The sequence below is a fragment of the Pseudoalteromonas sp. B160 genome (genome assembly GCF_037162485.1).
GTDB classification, from domain to species: Bacteria; Pseudomonadota; Gammaproteobacteria; order Enterobacterales; family Alteromonadaceae; genus Pseudoalteromonas; species Pseudoalteromonas rhizosphaerae.
Genome location: NZ_JARLUX010000001.1, coordinates 1,987,744 through 2,005,671 on the forward strand (window position 1 = coordinate 1,987,744; position 17,928 = coordinate 2,005,671).

General features: G+C 40.0%; 13 protein-coding genes and 3 pseudogenes. 3 read left to right on the forward strand and 13 right to left on the reverse strand.

From position 1 onward, the window contains the following. Positions 1 to 78: 78 nt before the first annotated feature. Both fusA and P4S61_RS09210 read left to right on the forward strand, forming a co-directional pair. Entirely contained in the window at positions 79 to 2,163 is a 2,085-nt protein-coding gene (gene fusA / locus P4S61_RS09205; RefSeq protein ID WP_145240072.1) for an elongation factor G, read from the forward strand. 399 nt (positions 2,164 to 2,562) lie between these two features. Then, positions 2,563 to 2,991 carry a hypothetical protein gene (locus tag P4S61_RS09210; RefSeq protein WP_145240070.1) on the forward strand — a complete coding sequence of 143 codons (429 nt, stop codon included), beginning with the start codon at positions 2,563 to 2,565 and terminating at the stop codon, positions 2,989 to 2,991. Positions 2,992 to 3,070: 79 nt separating this feature from the next. Here the strand turns inward: P4S61_RS09210 and P4S61_RS09215 are convergent, their stop codons facing one another. The 13 genes and pseudogenes from P4S61_RS09215 to P4S61_RS09275 all read right to left on the reverse strand — a co-directional run bounded on the left by P4S61_RS09215 (position 3,071) and on the right by P4S61_RS09275 (position 15,684). Further along, a complete protein-coding gene (locus P4S61_RS09215; RefSeq protein WP_145240068.1) occupies positions 3,071 to 5,809 on the reverse strand; it encodes an ExeM/NucH family extracellular endonuclease in 2,739 nt (912 codons plus the stop codon). A 142-nt stretch (positions 5,810 to 5,951) separates the two neighbouring features. Further along, complete coding sequence (gene hemB / locus P4S61_RS09220; protein ID WP_145240066.1) at positions 5,952 to 6,959, reverse strand: porphobilinogen synthase; 1,008 nt, start codon at positions 6,957 to 6,959, stop codon at positions 5,952 to 5,954. A 9-nt stretch (positions 6,960 to 6,968) separates the two neighbouring features. Continuing rightward, the gene (locus P4S61_RS09225; RefSeq protein WP_337118182.1) at positions 6,969 to 7,778 is read right to left on the reverse strand and encodes a GGDEF domain-containing protein; all 810 of its coding nucleotides are present in this window, start codon (positions 7,776 to 7,778) and stop codon (positions 6,969 to 6,971) included. An 8-nt stretch (positions 7,779 to 7,786) separates the two neighbouring features. After that, complete coding sequence (locus P4S61_RS09230) at positions 7,787 to 8,818, reverse strand: 7TM-DISM domain-containing protein (RefSeq protein WP_337118183.1); 1,032 nt, start codon at positions 8,816 to 8,818, stop codon at positions 7,787 to 7,789. Between the two features lie 2 nt (positions 8,819 to 8,820). Then, positions 8,821 to 9,604 (reverse strand): annotated as a pseudogene (locus P4S61_RS09235) (TatD family hydrolase). Next, positions 9,604 to 10,122: a hypothetical protein gene (locus P4S61_RS09240; protein WP_145240061.1), complete on the reverse strand. Its 519-nt coding sequence runs from the start codon at positions 10,120 to 10,122 to the stop codon at positions 9,604 to 9,606. Before P4S61_RS09240 ends, P4S61_RS09235 begins: the two are co-directional and overlap by 1 nt. Then, on the reverse strand, positions 10,123 to 10,866 hold the full coding sequence (gene tatC / locus P4S61_RS09245) for a twin-arginine translocase subunit TatC (protein WP_145240059.1): 744 nt from the start codon (positions 10,864 to 10,866) through the stop codon (positions 10,123 to 10,125). A gap of 47 nt (positions 10,867 to 10,913) precedes the next feature. Beyond that, positions 10,914 to 11,246 (reverse strand): Sec-independent protein translocase protein TatB, encoded by a 333-nt coding sequence (gene tatB, locus P4S61_RS09250; RefSeq protein ID WP_145240057.1) that lies wholly within the window; start codon positions 11,244 to 11,246, stop codon positions 10,914 to 10,916. Between the two features lie 5 nt (positions 11,247 to 11,251). Next, positions 11,252 to 11,491, reverse strand: coding sequence for a Sec-independent protein translocase subunit TatA (gene tatA, locus P4S61_RS09255; RefSeq protein WP_064666784.1), 240 nt, complete (start codon positions 11,489 to 11,491; stop codon positions 11,252 to 11,254). 80 nt (positions 11,492 to 11,571) lie between these two features. Further along, on the reverse strand, positions 11,572 to 13,176 hold the full coding sequence (gene ubiB, locus P4S61_RS09260) for a ubiquinone biosynthesis regulatory protein kinase UbiB (RefSeq protein ID WP_145240055.1): 1,605 nt from the start codon (positions 13,174 to 13,176) through the stop codon (positions 11,572 to 11,574). A 17-nt stretch (positions 13,177 to 13,193) separates the two neighbouring features. Then, on the reverse strand, positions 13,194 to 13,799 hold the full coding sequence (locus tag P4S61_RS09265; protein ID WP_145240053.1) for a ubiquinone biosynthesis accessory factor UbiJ: 606 nt from the start codon (positions 13,797 to 13,799) through the stop codon (positions 13,194 to 13,196). Between the two features lie 40 nt (positions 13,800 to 13,839). Beyond that, positions 13,840 to 14,596: pseudogene (gene ubiE, locus P4S61_RS09270) on the reverse strand (bifunctional demethylmenaquinone methyltransferase/2-methoxy-6-polyprenyl-1,4-benzoquinol methylase UbiE). Between the two features lie 108 nt (positions 14,597 to 14,704). Next, positions 14,705 to 15,684 (reverse strand): annotated as a pseudogene (locus tag P4S61_RS09275) (GGDEF domain-containing protein). Positions 15,685 to 16,062: 378 nt separating this feature from the next. Between P4S61_RS09275 and P4S61_RS09280 the strand changes: the two are divergent. Then, complete coding sequence (locus tag P4S61_RS09280; RefSeq protein ID WP_337118184.1) at positions 16,063 to 17,814, forward strand: DUF885 domain-containing protein; 1,752 nt, start codon at positions 16,063 to 16,065, stop codon at positions 17,812 to 17,814. The last annotated feature ends 114 nt before the right edge of the window (positions 17,815 to 17,928 follow it).

Genomic DNA, 17,928 nt, shown 5'->3' on the forward strand with positions numbered 1-17,928 from the left:
GACATGTATGGTGATGTTCGCTATAAGTAATGCTATACTCCCGCCGAATAATTTTTCGACTTTATTAAGAGTAAAATAATGGCAGATTTATCGAAGTACAGAAACATTGGTATTTTCGCGCACGTTGATGCGGGTAAAACCACGACTACTGAGCGTATCCTAAAGCTTACTGGTCAAATCCATAAAACTGGTGAGGTTCATGATGGTGAATCAACAACTGACTTCATGGAACAAGAAGCTGAGCGCGGTATTACTATCCAGTCTGCGGCTGTAAGCTGTTTCTGGAAAGATCACCGTTTTAACGTTATCGATACTCCTGGACACGTTGACTTCACAGTTGAAGTATACCGTTCATTAAAAGTACTTGATGGCGGCATCGGTGTATTCTGTGGTTCTGGTGGTGTTGAGCCACAATCAGAAACTAACTGGCGTTATGCTAACGAATCAGAAGTTGCACGTGTTATTTTCGTAAATAAATTAGACCGTATGGGTGCTGATTTTTACCGTGTAACAGAGCAAGTACGTAAAGTACTTGGCGCAAACCCACTAATCATGACGTTACCAATCGGTATCGAAGATGAGTTCTGTGGTGTTGTTGATGTTTTAACTAAAAAAGCATACATCTGGGACGAAACTGGTCTTCCAGAGAACTACACGATCGAAGACGTTCCAGCTGACATGGTAGACAAAACTGAAGAATACTATGAAATGCTAGTTGAAACTGCTCTAGAGCAAGACGACGAACTTCTTGAAGCGTATATGGAAGGTGAAGCGCCTTCTTTAGAAGATATCAAGCGTTGTATCCGTAAAGGTACTCGTGACCTTGCTTTCTTCCCTACATACTGTGGTTCTGCTTTCAAGAACAAAGGTATGCAATTAGTACTTGACGCTGTTGTTGACTACTTACCATCTCCTACAGAAGTTGATCCTCAACCTCTTATGGATGAAGAAGGTAACGAAAATGGTCAATTCGCAATCGTATCTACTGACGAACCATTCAAAGCGTTAGCGTTTAAGATCATGGATGACCGTTTTGGTGCATTAACTTTCGTACGTATTTACTCAGGTAAACTTAATAAGGGTGACACTATCCTTAACGCGTTTACTGGTAAAACTGAGCGTGTTGGCCGTATGGTTGAGATGCAAGCAGACGACCGTAACGAATTAACTAGCGCACAAGCTGGTGACATCATTGCAATCGTAGGTATGAAAAACGTGCAAACTGGTCACACTCTTTGTGATCCTAAGCACCCAGTAACACTTGAGCCAATGGTATTCCCAACTCCAGTAATCTCGATTGCTGTACAGCCTAAAGATAAAGGCGGTAATGAGAAAATGGGTGTTGCTATCGGTAAAATGGTTGCAGAAGATCCATCTTTCCAAGTTGAGACTGATGAAGATTCAGGCGAAACTATCCTTAAAGGTATGGGTGAGCTTCACTTAGATATCAAAGTTGATATCCTTAAGCGTACTTACGGCGTAGATCTTATCGTTGGTCAACCACAGGTTGCTTACCGTGAAACTATCACTCGTGAAATCGAAGATAGCTACACGCATAAGAAACAATCAGGTGGTTCTGGTCAGTTCGGTAAAATCGACTACCGCATCAAGCCAGGCGAAGTTGCTTCAGGCTTCACGTTTAAATCATCAGTTGTTGGTGGTAACGTACCTAAAGAATTCTGGCCTGCAGTTGAGAAAGGCTTCAAGTCAATGATGAGCGAAGGTGTGCTAGCTGGCTTCCCAGTGCTTGACGTTGAAGTTGAACTTTTCGACGGTGGCTTCCATGCCGTGGATTCATCTGCAATCGCATTCGAAATCGCTGCTAAAGGCGCTTTCCGTCAATCGATCCCTAAAGCGGGCGCACAACTTCTTGAGCCAATCATGAAAGTTGACGTGTTCACTCCAGAAGATCACGTTGGTGATGTAATCGGTGACCTTAACCGTCGTCGTGGTATGATGAAAGACCAAGAAGCTGGTTTAACAGGCGTTCGTATTAAAGCTGACGTTCCGTTATCAGAAATGTTCGGTTACATCGGTTCATTACGTACAATGACATCAGGTCGTGGTCAGTTCTCTATGGAGTTCTCACACTATGCACCATGTCCACAAAACGTAGCTGAAACTGTAATCGCTGCAGAAAAAGAGAAAAAAGCTGCTAAGTAATTAGCCTTTAAACTCTTAAAAAACCCGCACTTGTTGCGGGTTTTTTATTGCCAGAAATATTATCCCTCCAACAATCGAATACTTTTTTGTTGTGATGCTAGCAATGAGTCGTTAGCACTCTTTAGTAGTTATTTAAGCAAACAGTTAAATAATAGAAAAAGAATCAACTATTTATTACTGCAGCTTAAACGTTATTCCACTCATCAGTTGTAGTTTAAAAGCTGGCTGTCTTACTAATTAAACTAGTTATTTATAACTAGGTAAAAAGTAGTGCAATTACTTGAATCTTAGTTACTAATACAGGTAGAATACCCGCTTATGCCACCCATATACGCATATTAGAGAAATGGAAGTCTCTCGAATAAAGAGACATATATGTGTACTTTTTAGGACGTTTATATGAATTCAATTAAATTGAGCCCAAACTGGCTGTTGCAGTTAGTTATGATACTAACCCTTTGTGCTGTTGCTTTTTTGCTAACAATCATCTTTGCTGTAAATCAGACTTTTTTAGCCCTAATTATTGTTCCTGTTATATTTATTATCTCAATTTTGAGCATCATCAATTTACGCTTTTTGCATTGTTATAAAGCGGGCATTTATTACTCTCAGGGGTTAGGTAAAAAATATATTAATGCAGATGAAATTATTGATATTCAATTTAACTCATTAAAATTACTGACTGTATTATCGGTTTCTTTAGAAGATAGCAAAGTAATCCACTTTTATAATTGGCAGTTTGATGATCAAGCTCAGCAGTCAATTATGTATTGGTATAGTAAGAAGAATAGCTGTAATAATTCACAGCATACCCAATGTAATGCATAAAAAAGGCCGCAGTTTAGCGGCCTTTTTACTAATCTGAACTCTGCTGAATAAACTTATTACAAGCAGAGTTTAGTTTATACTACGCTTTTTTACGGCGTAGGAATGTTAGTGGTAACGCCAGTAACGTTAACCAAAATAATGAACCTGAGTCATCGTCTTCGTCATCAGTCTCATCATTAGCGATATTAATGTAAACAAGCTGCGCATTTGATAAATTACCAGCACTGTCTTTTGCTTGTACCATTAATGTGATTTTTCTTTCAAACTCATAGTCTAAATCACCAGCAACGATTAGTTGCCCTTGCTCATTTATAGTTACTGCATCGTGGCCAGATACAATGAAGCCAATAACGGGTGTGTACTGTGCATCGGCATCACTAAAACTCAATTGACCAATGACAGTGCCAATTGGACTATTTTCACTGATGCTAAAACTCTGCTCAGGCTCTAGAACTGGAGCTTGTGGCTCAGGAATTGGCTCTACAGCAGGGGCAGATTGAATATCAATAATTACAGGATCATGATCAGAGGCACGATAAGCACTCTCTGAATACAAGCTAGCAACTTGAGAATCAGATTTAAACTCTACGTTATAATCCAGACTGATCGGCTCATCAGCATTGATATGCCAATCTGTCGCTGCAACAACCTTCGCGAGTAAGCTTGGGCTGGCAACTGCATGATCTAGGCTGCCCATACGTCCAGAAAAACTATATGAATAGCCAAGAGTGTTACCATCTAATTCTGCAACGACATTTTTAAATCCTTTGTCTGCAAATGCACGTATTGGATCTTCCATCGCATAGGCATTCATATCACCTACTAATATGATGTCCTCATCGTCTATGCCTGTTGGCTTGCTATCAAGCCAGTCTGCAAAGCCATTAGCACCAGCAACGCGGATCTCATTCCAACATGCTTGCCCATCACCTAAATCGGCATTGTTGCCATCGGCACTGCCACAGCTACCTTTGGATTTTAAATGTGCTACAGCAACAGTAAATACTTCTTCTGATTCAAGTGATTTGAAGCTTTGTGCGATAGGTGTACGGTTACTATAGTCAAATGGATATTGGGTTGTGATAGCTGCGGTGCCAACTTGTGCGACTTTATTTGCACGGTAGATAAGTGCGGTGGTAATTTCATCAGTACCAATTTTATCTACGTTAAAATTAACAAAGGCGTATTCATTATTGCTATCTTCATCGTTTAACGCATTAACTAGACTAGCAATAGCGCTATTTGCACCGAAACCATCGTTTTCGATTTCCATTAAGCCGATAACATCAGCTTCTATAGCAACAAGTGCACTGACAATTTTCGCTTGTTGGCGAATAAATTCAGCTTCACTATCAGCGCCACGACTGGTTGGGAAACCAGCACCTTGACCATCACCATTAAAGTAGTTAAGGACATTAAAACTTGCAATTCGAATATCTGCATCAGCGTGCAGTTCTGGCGCATTTGTACGTGGGTTAGTTGCAACAAAAGTTGGTTGTACTGTTGGGTGAATACGATAGCGATCAAAGCTGTAACCCATTACACCAGTGATTGCGTTTACAGAATCACCTAAACGTAATGTGTTATAAGCGTCTAAGCCAGTACCAGGGTAAGAAACTGGGTCAAGGTTTTGCTTCGTTGAACCATCATCAAGTAAGATTTGTTTTTTTATGTTTTCGGCTTCAACAGCGTTAGCAGCATCACCAGGAAGGGCTATTTGTGTACCTTGATATAAGCGTTCTGTGGCAAGACCTACTTCACCATAACGGCCTAAACCATAGTTGTTGCTAACAACCAGCGGTTGTTCTAGTGAAACCAGCATGCCTTCATAAGCTTCTAAATCGGTTACATTATTAACAGGGAGAGTGATACTTGTTGCTGTTGGCGTTAAGCCTGTAGCACATACTTCCACTTGACTAACATCACCAATTTGGGTGGCATTAAAGTATTCTGCGACACTGCCTTTAACTCGCACGTGATCACCAACATTGACATCGGTATTAGCAAAATAAACAAAGATACCTTCAGAAGTAAGTGGGTTTGTATCAATATCTGCATCAAGTGATGTAATAAAGAAGCCACTTAATTGCTCACTACCTTGAAAATCAGCAGTTACTACGCCTTCCAGCTCAATTTCTGTGTTTAATAGAGGGCTATCACCACCTTCACCTTGTACTGCGCTGATAAGTGTTTTAGCTGCGCCGCATTCTAATGGAATAACTGGTTCTGGATCTGGGGTTGGCTCAGTACTCTCACCATGAAAACCGAGCCCTGAAAAGTCATCTTTATCAAATTGTAGCCATTGTTCACTTGGATCAAATGACGCAGTAGCATCGCTGCGACCTGCAGTAATACTTAGCTTGCGACGTAAGCTTTTGTCCTTGGTGCTAACACCTCCGGCTGACCATTCGCTACCAGGGTCAACGCCTAACTGACCAAAGCTATCAACAATAGTGCCGTCTTTCGTAAGTACCAATGCATCATCACCATTGAAATAAGTAACGGTTGCTTCAATATCAGCTTTAGCTTTAAGCTCGTCTACAGAGCCTGCATTTACGATTACATAGGTGCCATTGGCGGCTAAGCTACCGGATAGAGCAAGTGTATTATTTGGAGCTGTCAGGTCGCCATTGCCATTGGCGAAAAGTGAGATGTTATAGCCATCAAGCGATAGTGTTTCGCCAGAGGTATTAAAAAGCTCAATTGCTTTATTGTTACTACCACCTTCAACATATTCTGAAATTATTAAATTAGCAGAAGCTGGTGCACTGAGGCTTGCAATTACAAGCGCCAATGGCGTTATTTTTGTTTTAAACATTATTATTTTTTCCCGTGTATTGTGTCCCGAGTGGGACAAACAGTTTAAGGAAAATTTATGACAAAGAAAATACAAAATGTTAATAATATGGAAATAAAAAGGGCGCAGAATCGCCCTTTTCTAAATTAAAAATGTATAAGGCTTACCTTTTTAGCAGTTGTGCAGCCTGCTTTGCAAAATAGGTAAGAATACCGTCAGCGCCAGCACGTTTGAAAGCAAGCAAGGACTCCATAATTGTGGCTTCTTCAGCAAGCCAGCCATTATCAATCGCCGCTTTATGCATCGCGTACTCGCCACTCACTTGATAAGCAAACGTCGGCACACCAAATTCATCTTTAACTCGGCGTACGATATCTAAATAAGGCATACCGGGTTTCACCATCACCATGTCAGCACCTTCTTGTAAATCCAGCGCTACTTCACGAATGGCTTCATCGGAATTAGCTGGGTCCATTTGGTAGGTTTTTTTGTCCGCACCTTTTAAGTTACCAGCCGAACCGACTGCATCACGAAATGGTCCATAGTAACTTGAGGCATATTTAGCTGAATAAGCCATAATGCGTGTATGAATATGGCCTTCAGCCTCTAGCGCTTCACGGATCGCGCCAATGCGGCCATCCATCATATCTGAAGGGGCAACAATATCTGCACCCGCTTGTGCATGAGATATCGCTTGTTTAACTAATATTTCTGTCGTGATGTCGTTAATTACATAGCCATCATCGTCGATAATTCCGTCTTGCCCATGCACTGTAAAGGGATCAAGTGCTACATCGGTGATTACCCCTAATTCTGGATAGGCTTCTTTGAGTGCGCGTACAGTGCGTTGTGCCAGTGCATCATCATTGTAAGCTTCTTCAGCAAGCAATGATTTTTTGTCCGCAGGGGTGACCGGAAAAATAGCGATTGCAGGAATACCTAATTCAACCAACTCTTTTGCTTCAATCAGCAGTAAGTCAATCGATAAGCGCTCTATGCCTGGCATCGATGCAATGGCTTCTCGGCGATTGTTACCTTCAAGCACAAATACTGGGTAAATTAAGTCATTCACACTGAGTTGATTTTCAGCCATCAAGCGGCGAGAGAAATCATTGCGGCGCATTCTGCGCATGCGAGTATAAGGGAAAAGGTCGAGACCTGATTGGGCCATTATTTGCTCCTAGTCTAAAATTGGAAAACTAACTACACGATTACGCCCACTTTGCTTGGCATGATAAAGTGCTTTGTCGGCGCAGTCGGTGAATAATCCCGGATTGTGAATGTCTTCAGCGATGGCGCTATATACACCAGCACTAATAGTAAACTTTATCTCATTGTTTGCTACTGTAATTGTCGCATCCATGATTGCTTGGCGGATTTGCTCCGCTATTTCTACAGCACCACCGAGGGCGGTATTGGGGAGTAAGATAACAAACTCTTCGCCACCATAACGGGCTACTTCGTCAAGTGGGCGTTTTAAATGGCTTTTTATAATGTCAGCCACAGCACGAATAGTTTGGTCGCCAATTAAGTGCCCATAGGTGTCGTTAATGCTCTTAAAGTGGTCTATGTCGAGCATTATCACGCTTAAAGATGTTTGCTCCCGACGAGAGCGACGCAAGTCCATTACTAGCTTTTTATCGAAATAGCGGCGATTTTTTATTTGTGTTAATGGATCTTCCATATTGATTTGTTCAAGTGCGCGATTCTTTTCTTCAAGCTCACGCAGAGTGACCTGAAGTTCAAACGTTCGCTCTTCTATATTTGCTTCTAAATCTAACCTAGCTTGTTCTTGCAGCTCTAAACGTTCTTGTAAGATGGCATCTTGTGCTTCACTTTGGGCTATTTTACTCTGCTGTGCAGTAACTTGGGCATCGCGTTCGATTAAAAAGTGTTTGATGGTAGCAAAGCTTAAACTGAGTGAGCAGATTAAAAAGCTAAAAAATACAAACGGTAAACCACGCGCATTAAAATCATAGAAATTAAACACAACAATAATCATGTAAAGCTGTGCGGAAAAAACATCAACGCTCCACATAGCAGCGCACATAGTGGCTGTGTTCGCTGTTGCTTAATATCGATCCCTAACGCCGCTATGTGTAATAACATAACTAGCGCGGGCAAGAGTAGACTGTAATAAAGCATGATATTTGTTGGTAATAACCAAATAAAAAATAGGCTGATAAAAAGTAACCAGTTACTCAATCTATGTAAGGGTTGCAGCCACATTTTCGTGGACAGTCGTAATTGTTCAAATAATAGTTTGAATAAGCAAGTGGTTAATATCAACATGCTTGGAACTGCAAGCTGCTGCAGACTAGGCAAAGACGGGTGAAAATAGCGATAGCCAAAGCCATATAAGTAAATCAGTAATAACCATAAAGTCATTAAAATAGTGCCACAGAGTGCAAAGTAGCGCTTTCGTGAAAAACCAAACATAACCAAGCAAGTGATCGCTAAAGATAAAATAAACCCGACTAGCAAGCCATACATTAAATTAAACTTACTTTTATATTTTAAATATTCATCATATTGCCAAAGACTTAACGGCACTCTGACACCATCTAGACTTTTAATATGAAGTAGTAATGTTGAGTTACTTTTCGGTGGGAGTGTTAGCTTTACTAATAATGATTCTGTTTTAATTTGTCGGTTATTGAGTGGTAATGCATCACCAATTTCTTTAAACAATAATCTGTTTTGCTTAAAGTAATGGTATACAGCCACTTTATCTAATAACGGATTATCAATGGACAGTAAAATTTGTAGATCTGAATCCTCAGCGTTGACCAGTTGTAGGCGCAGCCACACGGCTTGATTGGTTAGTCCTAAATTGAGCGATTGCTCAGGAAGTTGTTGCCATTGCTGAGTAGGGGCTAGCTTAGCTTGCTCTATTGTTAAAGGTTGTTGAGAATATTCAAAAGGAATATTTAATATATGTTCAAAATGCTTATCTAAGGTGATCTGCGTTGCATTGGCTGAGAATGAAATAAGTACAAAGCTATAAAGCAGCAACCAAACACGCTTCATTATCAGCCCTTGTGGTTGAATAACTGTTGGAAGTTAAGTGTAGTTTGCTTTGCAACAGTTGCAAACTCTAGACCTTTTAAGGACGCAATTGTTTGGCATATATGTGGTAAATAGCTTGGTTCATTGCGATGCGATTTTGGTTTTGGAGTTAACGAGCGTGGGATCAAAAAACGGCGCATCTGTTTCAATTAATAGACGCTCTAATGGCAGCATAGGCACCAGTTGTTGTAGTGATTTACCACGACGTTCGTCACAGACCCAACCAGTAATACCAATGTATAAACCGAGTGATAAGTATTGCTCTAAGGCGTGTTGATCACCGGTAAAACAATGTAATACTCCTCGCACTGAATACTGTTGCAGTATCGCCAGCATATCTTCGCTCGCATCTCGCTCATGTAAATATACCGGAAGATTTAACTCTACCGCTAAAGCGAGTTGTCGGTGTAACACAGAACGTTGAGTTTCACGAGGCGAAAAGTCGCGGTTGTAATCTAACCCGCATTCACCAATTGCTACAATCTCAGGATTTGCAGCAAGAGCGCACAATTGTATTTCTAGTTTTTCATCGGCTGATTTTGCGTCATGGGGGTGAACACCGGCGGTAGCAAGTAGGTGGTACTGTTGTGCTAAGTGAAGAGCTTGCTGGCTGGAGTTTATATCGCAACCAATTAACAGCATCTGGCTAACATTTTGCGCTTTTGCACGAGTAATGATAGCCGAATGTTGAGCATCAAATTGATGATTGGTAAGATTTACGCCAGCATCAATAAGTGATGTGGTCATTAATTAGTGCGCTTAACGCGGATTGAGCGATTCTGACCTGCTTTTTTCAATAAAAATGAGTTGAACATACCGCGCTCAATAATTACAGTATCATCTTGGTCGATACGCAAGCTATCTGAGCCAATTTGGCGCCATTGTTGGCCGTTATTTAAACTAATTATTAACTCACCGTAAGGTGCTTCTTTTACGTTAGTCACGACGGCAGTAATTTCATTGTCGTTTTCTTTTACTAGTTCTTTATGCTCTAAGCCAAAATCTTCATTTTTAACTTTAACTATTTGCTTACTAGCAACAGCTACATCCGCTGTTGCGGTGACTGAACTTGCAGGTGGAGTTAAGGTTTTTGTTGTTTCTGGTTTAGTTAATGACTTGCCTGCCATGGTATTGTCGTAACAAAGCAAGCGATTGAAGTCATTTTCAATAAATGTACAGGCTTGTAAAGCTTGTAAGTTAACTTCATTGGCATGAACAGTTGGAATGCTTAACAAGGCAAGTATTGGTAAAAGTTGTTTTTTCATTTATTCCTCTGATTCATCTTGTTGAGGTTTAGCCTTATAAAAGGATGCTAAGATTAAACCCAATTCAAATAACAGCAGCATTGGAAATGCTAATAAAGATTGTGATAGCACATCAGGTGGCGTTAAAAACATTGCTACAACAAAAACCCCGACTACAATATAAGGGCGTTTCTCTTTTAAACTTTGTGTTGTGGTAGCGCCACTAAAACATAACAGCATAATAGCTACCGGAATCTCAAAAGCGACCCCAAAGGCAAAAAAGAGCTTCAATGCAAAACTTAAGTAGCTACTAATGTCTGGTGCCAAGGTCATCATTTCTGGACCAACGCTAGTAAAAAAGCCAAGAATAATGGGCAGCACTACAAAGTAACAAAATGCGATACCACTATAAAAAAGAATAATGCTTGATGCCAAAACAGGCATTAACATACGTTTTTCATGTTGGTATAACCCTGGCGCAATAAAGCCCCAGATTTGGTGTAAAATTAACGGAAACGCTGCAAATAAAGCGACAAATAAGGTTAACTTAAACGGCGCAAAAAACGGTGCAGTTACATCTGTAGCGATCATGGTTGCTGTACTTGGTAAGTGCGCAACTAATGGAGCCGCTACAAAACCGTAAATATCGTTTGCAAAGTAAACCAGCGCAATAAAAAATACTAATATGGCTAATAAGGCTTTCATGAGCCTATTTCGCAATTCAATTAAATGACTTACAAAGCCTGATTTAACTTGTTCAGTCATAATTTAACTCGTTACCGATATATAGACCATAGCTAACAAAAATAATTTCATTTTTGTTCATCAACATTCACTTTATCTGCTTGCTCAGGAGGATTTCTTTTATAACTATGGGTGACCGAGTCCGCAGCCTTTTGCAATTCGCTGACTGAATCTTTTATTGCAGGACTTAAGTCCTGCATGCCTTGTTGTTCGGCTTTTTTTAAATTTTGGTGTAACTCATGCACTCTTAATTCTTCATTAACTTCAGCCTTAACCGAATTAGCCAGCGATTTTATAGTTTTTATCCAACGGCTAACAGTACGAATAGCAACTGGCAACCGCTCAGGGCCAAGTACCACTAAGCCGACGATTAACACCACAACAAGTTCCCACATACCCATGCTAATTAAGCCTTATGGTCTTCTTTACTTTTATCAACAGACTCTTTGTTTTGTATTGGGTTATTTGCTTGTTCAATTGGTTCTGCTGGTTTATTTTGCTCATCTTCAGAGACTGCTTTTTTAAACCCTTTTACAGCGTTACCTAAATCACCGCCAATACCACGCAATTTTTTCGTACCAAAAAGTAACACTATGATTGCCAAAACAATTAACAATTGCCAAATACTAATGCCGCCAAAACCCATGATGTTCTCCACTTAATTAAATACTGTGAATTAAAATTATTGTACTGATTATACTCACCGAGCACTAAATAGCACTTAGTTTATGCAGCGCTGCGCCAAGCAAGTATAAAGCCGCTTAAAGAGCATATCGCAGCAATACCTGCAGCGACAAGGTCATGCTGCAAATAACATAACCCTGATACTATCATTGCTGAGCCAGCAAAAAGACCAAGTAATAATGGCTTGTGCGATGGCTGTGGCAGTGGTGCAGGACTGTTGCGCTGTTGTTTTAAGTTGTGATAGATCAAATCAGGTAACTCGGGCATTTTTTCTGCCCAAAATGGCAAATTTGCGTATACCTGTTTAAATACCGACCAAGGACCAACCTGTTGCTTTACCCAGTCTTCTAAAAAGGGTTTAGCTGTTTTCCATAAATCTAGTTGCGGATATAGCTGACGCCCAAGGCCTTCAACATACAACAAGGTTTTTTGTAGTAGAACTAATTGGGGTTGAACTTGCATATTAAAGCGACGAGCGGTATTAAATAGATTAACTAAGACATGGCCAAATGAAATCTCTGCTAATGGCTTATTAAAAATCGGCTCGCAGACAGTGCGAATGGCAAACTCAAATTCTTCCACGCTGGTGTCTTTAGGTACCCAGCCAGAATCGACATGTAATTGTGCGACTTGACGATAATCGCGATTAAAAAAGGCAATAAAGTTTTCGGCTAAGTAACGTTTGTCTTCTTTGTTTAGCGTGCCCACGATGCCACAATCGATACCGATAAATTTGGGGTTTTCAGGGCTTTCATAGGATACAAATACATTACCAGGGTGCATATCAGCATGAAAAAAACTATCACGGAACACTTGGGTGAAAAACACCTCCACACCGCGTTCAGCCAGTAGTTTCATATTGGTGTTTTGCGCAACTAATGCCTCAGTATCAGACACTGGAATGCCGTAAATTCGCTCCATGACTAGTACATTTACGCGACTATAGTCACTGTAAACATAGGGAATATAAAGCGAATCAGAACCTTCAAAATTACGCTTTAATTGAATGGCGTTTGCGCCTTCACGCATCAGATCAAGTTCATCAAGTAAGGTTTTCTTATACTCTTTGACTACTTCAACAGGGCGTAACCTTTTCGCTTCATTGATTAACTTGGCCACTATTTTAGAAAATTGTTCCATTAATGCTAAATCAGCGTCAATTTGTTCTCTGATATCAGGGCGAATGACTTTGATAACCACCTTTTGTGGTTGATTATGCTCATCCACTAAAGTGGCTGTATGTACTTGGGCAATGGATGCTGAAGCTAAAGGGGTTTGCTCAAAATCACTAAAGTATTCACTGATATCATCGATTTCGAGTGCATTTTCAATTAGTTGTTGTGCTAACACACCATCAAATGGCTGTACTTGATCTTGCAGCAAGGCTAGCTCTAAAGCGATATCTAGTGGTAATAAATCGCGCCGAGTAGATAACATTTGGCCAAATTTGATCCATACTGGCCCCAATTGTTGTAATGCTAAACGCAGTCTTAACCCTGCTGGTTTTTCTGGGTGCTTATTGGTTAGCCAAAATAGACATGCACGGCCAACTTTGCCATACCAAGGTATTTTTTGTGATGGGATCAGTTCATCCAAACCATAGCTAAGGAGGGTTTTTGTGATGTTATAAAGCCGAGCAGCTGACACAGATAATCCTTACTGATTCATTTTGCTTGAAGTAGTTGGTTGATACGTAACTCAAGTTGCGCAACATGTGCTTTGAGTTGACGCGTGTGTTGCTTAAATTGCTCAAGCTCTAAAGGATGAATGGTCACTTTGAGCTCGTCTTGGCATAAAGTAGTTAGCGTTGTAGAGAGTTTCTTGTTGGCTTTTTGACTTTGCTGTTGAGTTTGTTTAACTAACTGCCATAGTTGCTGTGCCGCTGCGTCACCAAGATAATCAGATAAGTGTTCAGGCCAATCGATATTAAGCGCAGCGAAAGCATTACTAAACCCTTGTGCAATATTTAGATCACCTTGCAAATCGAGTTTATCTTGGCGGATTAACTGAGTCAGCATTGCAGGGTTTTTAAGTGCCATTAAAGTATTAATATCGGCGCTTATCATGCAGTCATATTGCGTTTCGGTAGTGTTGTATAAATGCAGTTGTTGGCCAGTAAACACCACTAAAAACTGCTGTTGCCAATCGCGTATATCAATTAATAAACGTTGTTGGGATATTGACGACAGTCTATCGCTAAGAGTGGGATCGAGTTTAAGCGCCGTATTTAAAACCCTTTCGACGAGTGCGACCATGAAATTATTTAACATACAATACCTTAGCAATAAACTTTACTAGCTGGTGTGACGCTTAATATTTAAAGCCACGATGTAATGCTACAATACCACCGGTGAGATTTTGATAGGTGGTTTGCTCAAATCCAGCCTCGTTCATCATTGCTTTTAGTGTTTCTTGATCTGGGTGCATACGAATTGATTCAGCTAAATATTTGTATGATTCACCGTCGTTAGCAACTAACTCACCCATTTTAGGTAGTAAGTTAAATGAGTAAAAATCATAGGCTTTACTTAATACTTGATGCTCTGGTTTGGAGAACTCCAATACCAGCAGACGACCACCAGGCTTTAAGATTCGGTACATCGAGCGAAGTGCTTTATTTTGATCTGTAACATTACGTAAACCAAAGGCAATGGTAATTAAATCAAAACTATTATCAGGGAAAGGCAGTGCTTCAGCATTCATTTGTACGTAGTCAATATTACCGACAAGACCTAGGTTATGTAGCTTTTCGCGCCCCACTTTAAGCATTGATGAGTTAATATCACCTAATACTACTTGCCCAGTATCACCAACTAGTTGACTAAACCTTTGCCGTTAAGTCGCCGGTGCCACCGGCTAAATCCAGCACATGATGGCCTTTACGCACACCTGAACTAGCAATGGTTTGACGTTTCCATAAACGATGAATACCAAACGACATGAGATCATTCATTACGTCATATTTAGTAGCAACGGAATGAAATACATCGGCAACCATAGAAGCTTTTTCGGTTTCGGCAACGGTTTTATAACCAAAATGCGTGGTCTTTTCAGGATTCTCGTTCATGATTAATCTCTATCGTGGTAATAAAGACTAGTGTACTTGATTGTTACGCCATGGTGCAATTTGAATCTGGGGAAAATTGCTTGTGGATCAAGCTTTATGAGTTACGGCTCACTGTCCGGCAATAAAGCTGCTTTGGCCAAGCGATCTGGCTTTATGTGCTGCATTGGAGGCTTTACGGGCAAGATTATTAAAATCTTTTTCGTCTAAGTGCTTGGCAATCCCTAATGAAAGGTTGATTGCTGGAAGTTTAATACCGTTTTTAGAACTAACGAAACGTAATTTTTCGACTCCATTACGGACTTTTTCAACATTCGCAGTTTCAGGGTCGATATCAGCCAATAATACAGTAAAAGCATCTTTGCCTGTTCGCCCTGGTAGGCCACTTTCAAATACATATTTTTGAATTTGTTTAGCTACCTTGCTTAAAATTACTTCACCAATGATATCGCCGTAGTTATCAATAAAGTGATCTAGGTTATCTATTTGAATGGCAATCGCGCACACAGATTTTTTTGGTCTAACCATAATTGTGTTTGCTGGTTTAAATAATGACGTTTAAAAAGGCCTGTTTGTTGATCGGTGATGTGTTGTTTGCGTAATTGTACGAGTTGTTGTTGAGTTTTTTCTTGTCGTCGCTTTGCTTTGATCAGCTCTTGTTTAAATTGTTTATGTTGAGTGAGCAAGTGAGCAGTTTGCTTATTTAATGTCTCAAGTGCGAGGCGAGTTTGGGCAATATTATTTTCATCTAAAGAATGTACACAGTCGCTGACTTGACTTGCAAAGCGGATAATATCTTTTTCGGTTGAGTGCGCGCTACGTGATAATGAATTAATAATACCATCAACATTACGAACCATATTGGTTTCAGCTTTATGGGCTTGATCCATGTAATCGAAATAAAGTTGTTCTACATAAACACAGTCAATTTCTTGGCCTTGGGCAATTGCACGATCGATAGTGGTATTTAAATCAGAATTAACTTGGCTAACGTAGGTGTAGACAACGTGATAATTAAGAGGAGTCGGTGGTAATATATGATGTTCTAAAAAGATACATACCTTGGTCATTTTTTCTTGAGCAATAGCCATGGAATCATGGAACATCATTGTATACACCAATTAAATACACGTAACAGCGAAATTAAATAACTCTCTCCGTGAGGTCTTGACGCAATCCTAGCGTATGGGATTGCCTTACATTAATCTGTATCGGGGATATTTAAAAGCAAAAATATGTAATTTGATAGCGAAATTTCTATTTTTATCGCTCAATAGCTGGTTTTCTCGACAATCTTATTAAGCAATAAAAAGTGCTGATTAACTACTAGTCAATAGTCGCGGTTAATTTAACCTTGTATTTATTGCCCTTGGTCGCATTTTTTTGGTTATTGTAGCAGTCTAGGTTAGGTTAACCCTCACGTTTTCAGTAGCAGATCCCTATTATTATGAAAATCACCTTCATCGGTTATGCGTCATTCTCTGTTAAGCATCGCCTTGGCATGTACATTAAGTGCTTGCCAAATGACCACCGTAGATAGCGATCAACAATTTACGCAGGTTGCGCAATCAATTGTTGATTATCGTAAAAGTATTAGCACGTATAGCAACCCCGAGGGTGTTGATGGTTATTTGTTAACTAATTTATCTGCTGAGTTTCTTGAAAAGAAATATCAACATAACACTGAATTATTAGCGCAGTTAGATGCAATAGATAAAGATAAACTCAGTGATGAAAACCGTATTAATCTCACTATAATTCGTGGACAAGTACAAAATAGTATCGATGAATATGTATTTAACAGCCACTACATGCCGCTTACTTCTGAATATGGCTTTCACTCTAGTTTATCTTTTATGGTGTCGAGTTCAGATTATAAAAAATTAGCTGATTACCAGCTTTATTTGCAACGTTTGCAGCAAGTTCCTCGATTTTTTCAGCAAAACATCAGCTGGATGCGCAAAGGTTTAGAAGTTGGTTTAACGCAACCGAAAGCGGTGCTTGTGGGTTATCAAGACTCTATCAGTGCATATATTGTTGATGACGCTACTGAGTCTGAGTTTTATAAACCATTTTTAAATAATACCGCTGGTTTGAGTGATGGTGAGTTTTTTGCTTTACAACAACAAGCAAAGAAAATTATTAAAGAGCAAGTGATTACTGCTTATCAAGATTATTTAACATTTTTTAATGAAGAGTATCAGCCAGGTGCGCGTACTGAAATTGGTATCTCTGCAACACCTAATGGTGCTGCGTTTTATGCCAATCGCGCCAAGTATTATACCACCACAGATATGACGCCAAAAGAAATCCATGAACTGGGGTTAAAAGAAGTGGCACGTATTCGTGCTGAAATGGATAAGATTATTGAGCAAGTTGGTTTTAAAGGCACGTTTGCTGAATTTGTGCACTTTTTACGTACTGATCCGCAATTTTATGCTAAAACACCGGAAGAGTTATTAAAAGAAGCATCGTACATAGCTAAAAAGATGGATGCACAATTACCTAAGCTATTTCATACCTTACCACGCATGCCTTATGGTGTTGCGCCGGTGCCAGCAAGCATAGCGCCTAAGTACACGACTGGCCGTTATTCTGGTTCGAGTCGTGATGATCAAGCGGGTTATTACTGGGTAAACACTTATGCACTTGATAAGCGCCCTTTATACGTATTAGAAGCTCTCACTTTTCATGAGGCTGTACCAGGGCATCATTTACAGATCTCCCTTAATGCTGAATTAGAAAACTTACCAAGCTATCGTCAGAATGCATACTTATCGGCATTTGGTGAAGGGTGGGGGTTATATTCTGAGTATTTAGGAATTGAAGCGGGTTTTTACCAAGACCCATACAGTAACTTTGGCCGTTTAACTTATGAAATGTGGCGAGCAGCTCGTTTAGTGGTTGATACTGGCATGCATATGTATGGCTGGAGCCGAGATCGCGCGATGAAGTTTATGAGTGAAAATACGGCATTGTCACTACATAACGTGAAAACCGAAACTGATCGTTATATTTCATGGCCAGCACAAGCACTATCATACAAAATTGGTGAGCTGACTATTAAGCGCTTACGTAAAGAAACCGAGCAAGCATTAGGGCAAGACTTTGATGTACGTGAGTTTCACCATCAAATACTTCGCCACGGTTCTGTGCCAATGTCAGTATTAGAAGATCAAATCCATCAATATATTGAAACCGAGCTAGAAAAGCGCGGCTAAATTACACCGTTCAATTTATCTCGGTTCGTGCTGATTAGCGTGTAACCGAGCTTTTCTTACAAAACATTTGCTTGAAACTTGTTCTGCTTATATTCTCAAAGCTGGAAAAACAAC

Excerpts from the sequence above, each read along its gene's own strand:
- P4S61_RS09280 (WP_337118184.1), top strand. The coding sequence starts at position 16,063 with ATGCGTCATTCTCTGTTAAGCATCGCCTTGGCATGTACATTAAGTGCT.
- P4S61_RS09210 (WP_145240070.1), top strand. The coding sequence starts at position 2,563 with ATGAATTCAATTAAATTGAGCCCAAACTGGCTGTTGCAGTTAGTTATG.
- tatC (WP_145240059.1), bottom strand. The coding sequence starts at position 10,866 with ATGACTGAACAAGTTAAATCAGGCTTTGTAAGTCATTTAATTGAATTG.
- P4S61_RS09265 (WP_145240053.1), bottom strand. The coding sequence starts at position 13,799 with ATGTTAAATAATTTCATGGTCGCACTCGTCGAAAGGGTTTTAAATACG.
- fusA (WP_145240072.1), top strand. The coding sequence starts at position 79 with ATGGCAGATTTATCGAAGTACAGAAACATTGGTATTTTCGCGCACGTT.
- P4S61_RS09230 (WP_337118183.1), bottom strand. The coding sequence starts at position 8,818 with ATGAAGCGTGTTTGGTTGCTGCTTTATAGCTTTGTACTTATTTCATTC.
- P4S61_RS09215 (WP_145240068.1), bottom strand. The coding sequence starts at position 5,809 with ATGTTTAAAACAAAAATAACGCCATTGGCGCTTGTAATTGCAAGCCTC.
- P4S61_RS09240 (WP_145240061.1), bottom strand. The coding sequence starts at position 10,122 with ATGAAAAAACAACTTTTACCAATACTTGCCTTGTTAAGCATTCCAACT.
- tatB (WP_145240057.1), bottom strand. The coding sequence starts at position 11,246 with ATGGGTATGTGGGAACTTGTTGTGGTGTTAATCGTCGGCTTAGTGGTA.
- hemB (WP_145240066.1), bottom strand. The coding sequence starts at position 6,959 with ATGGCCCAATCAGGTCTCGACCTTTTCCCTTATACTCGCATGCGCAGA.
- tatA (WP_064666784.1), bottom strand. The coding sequence starts at position 11,491 with ATGGGTTTTGGCGGCATTAGTATTTGGCAATTGTTAATTGTTTTGGCA.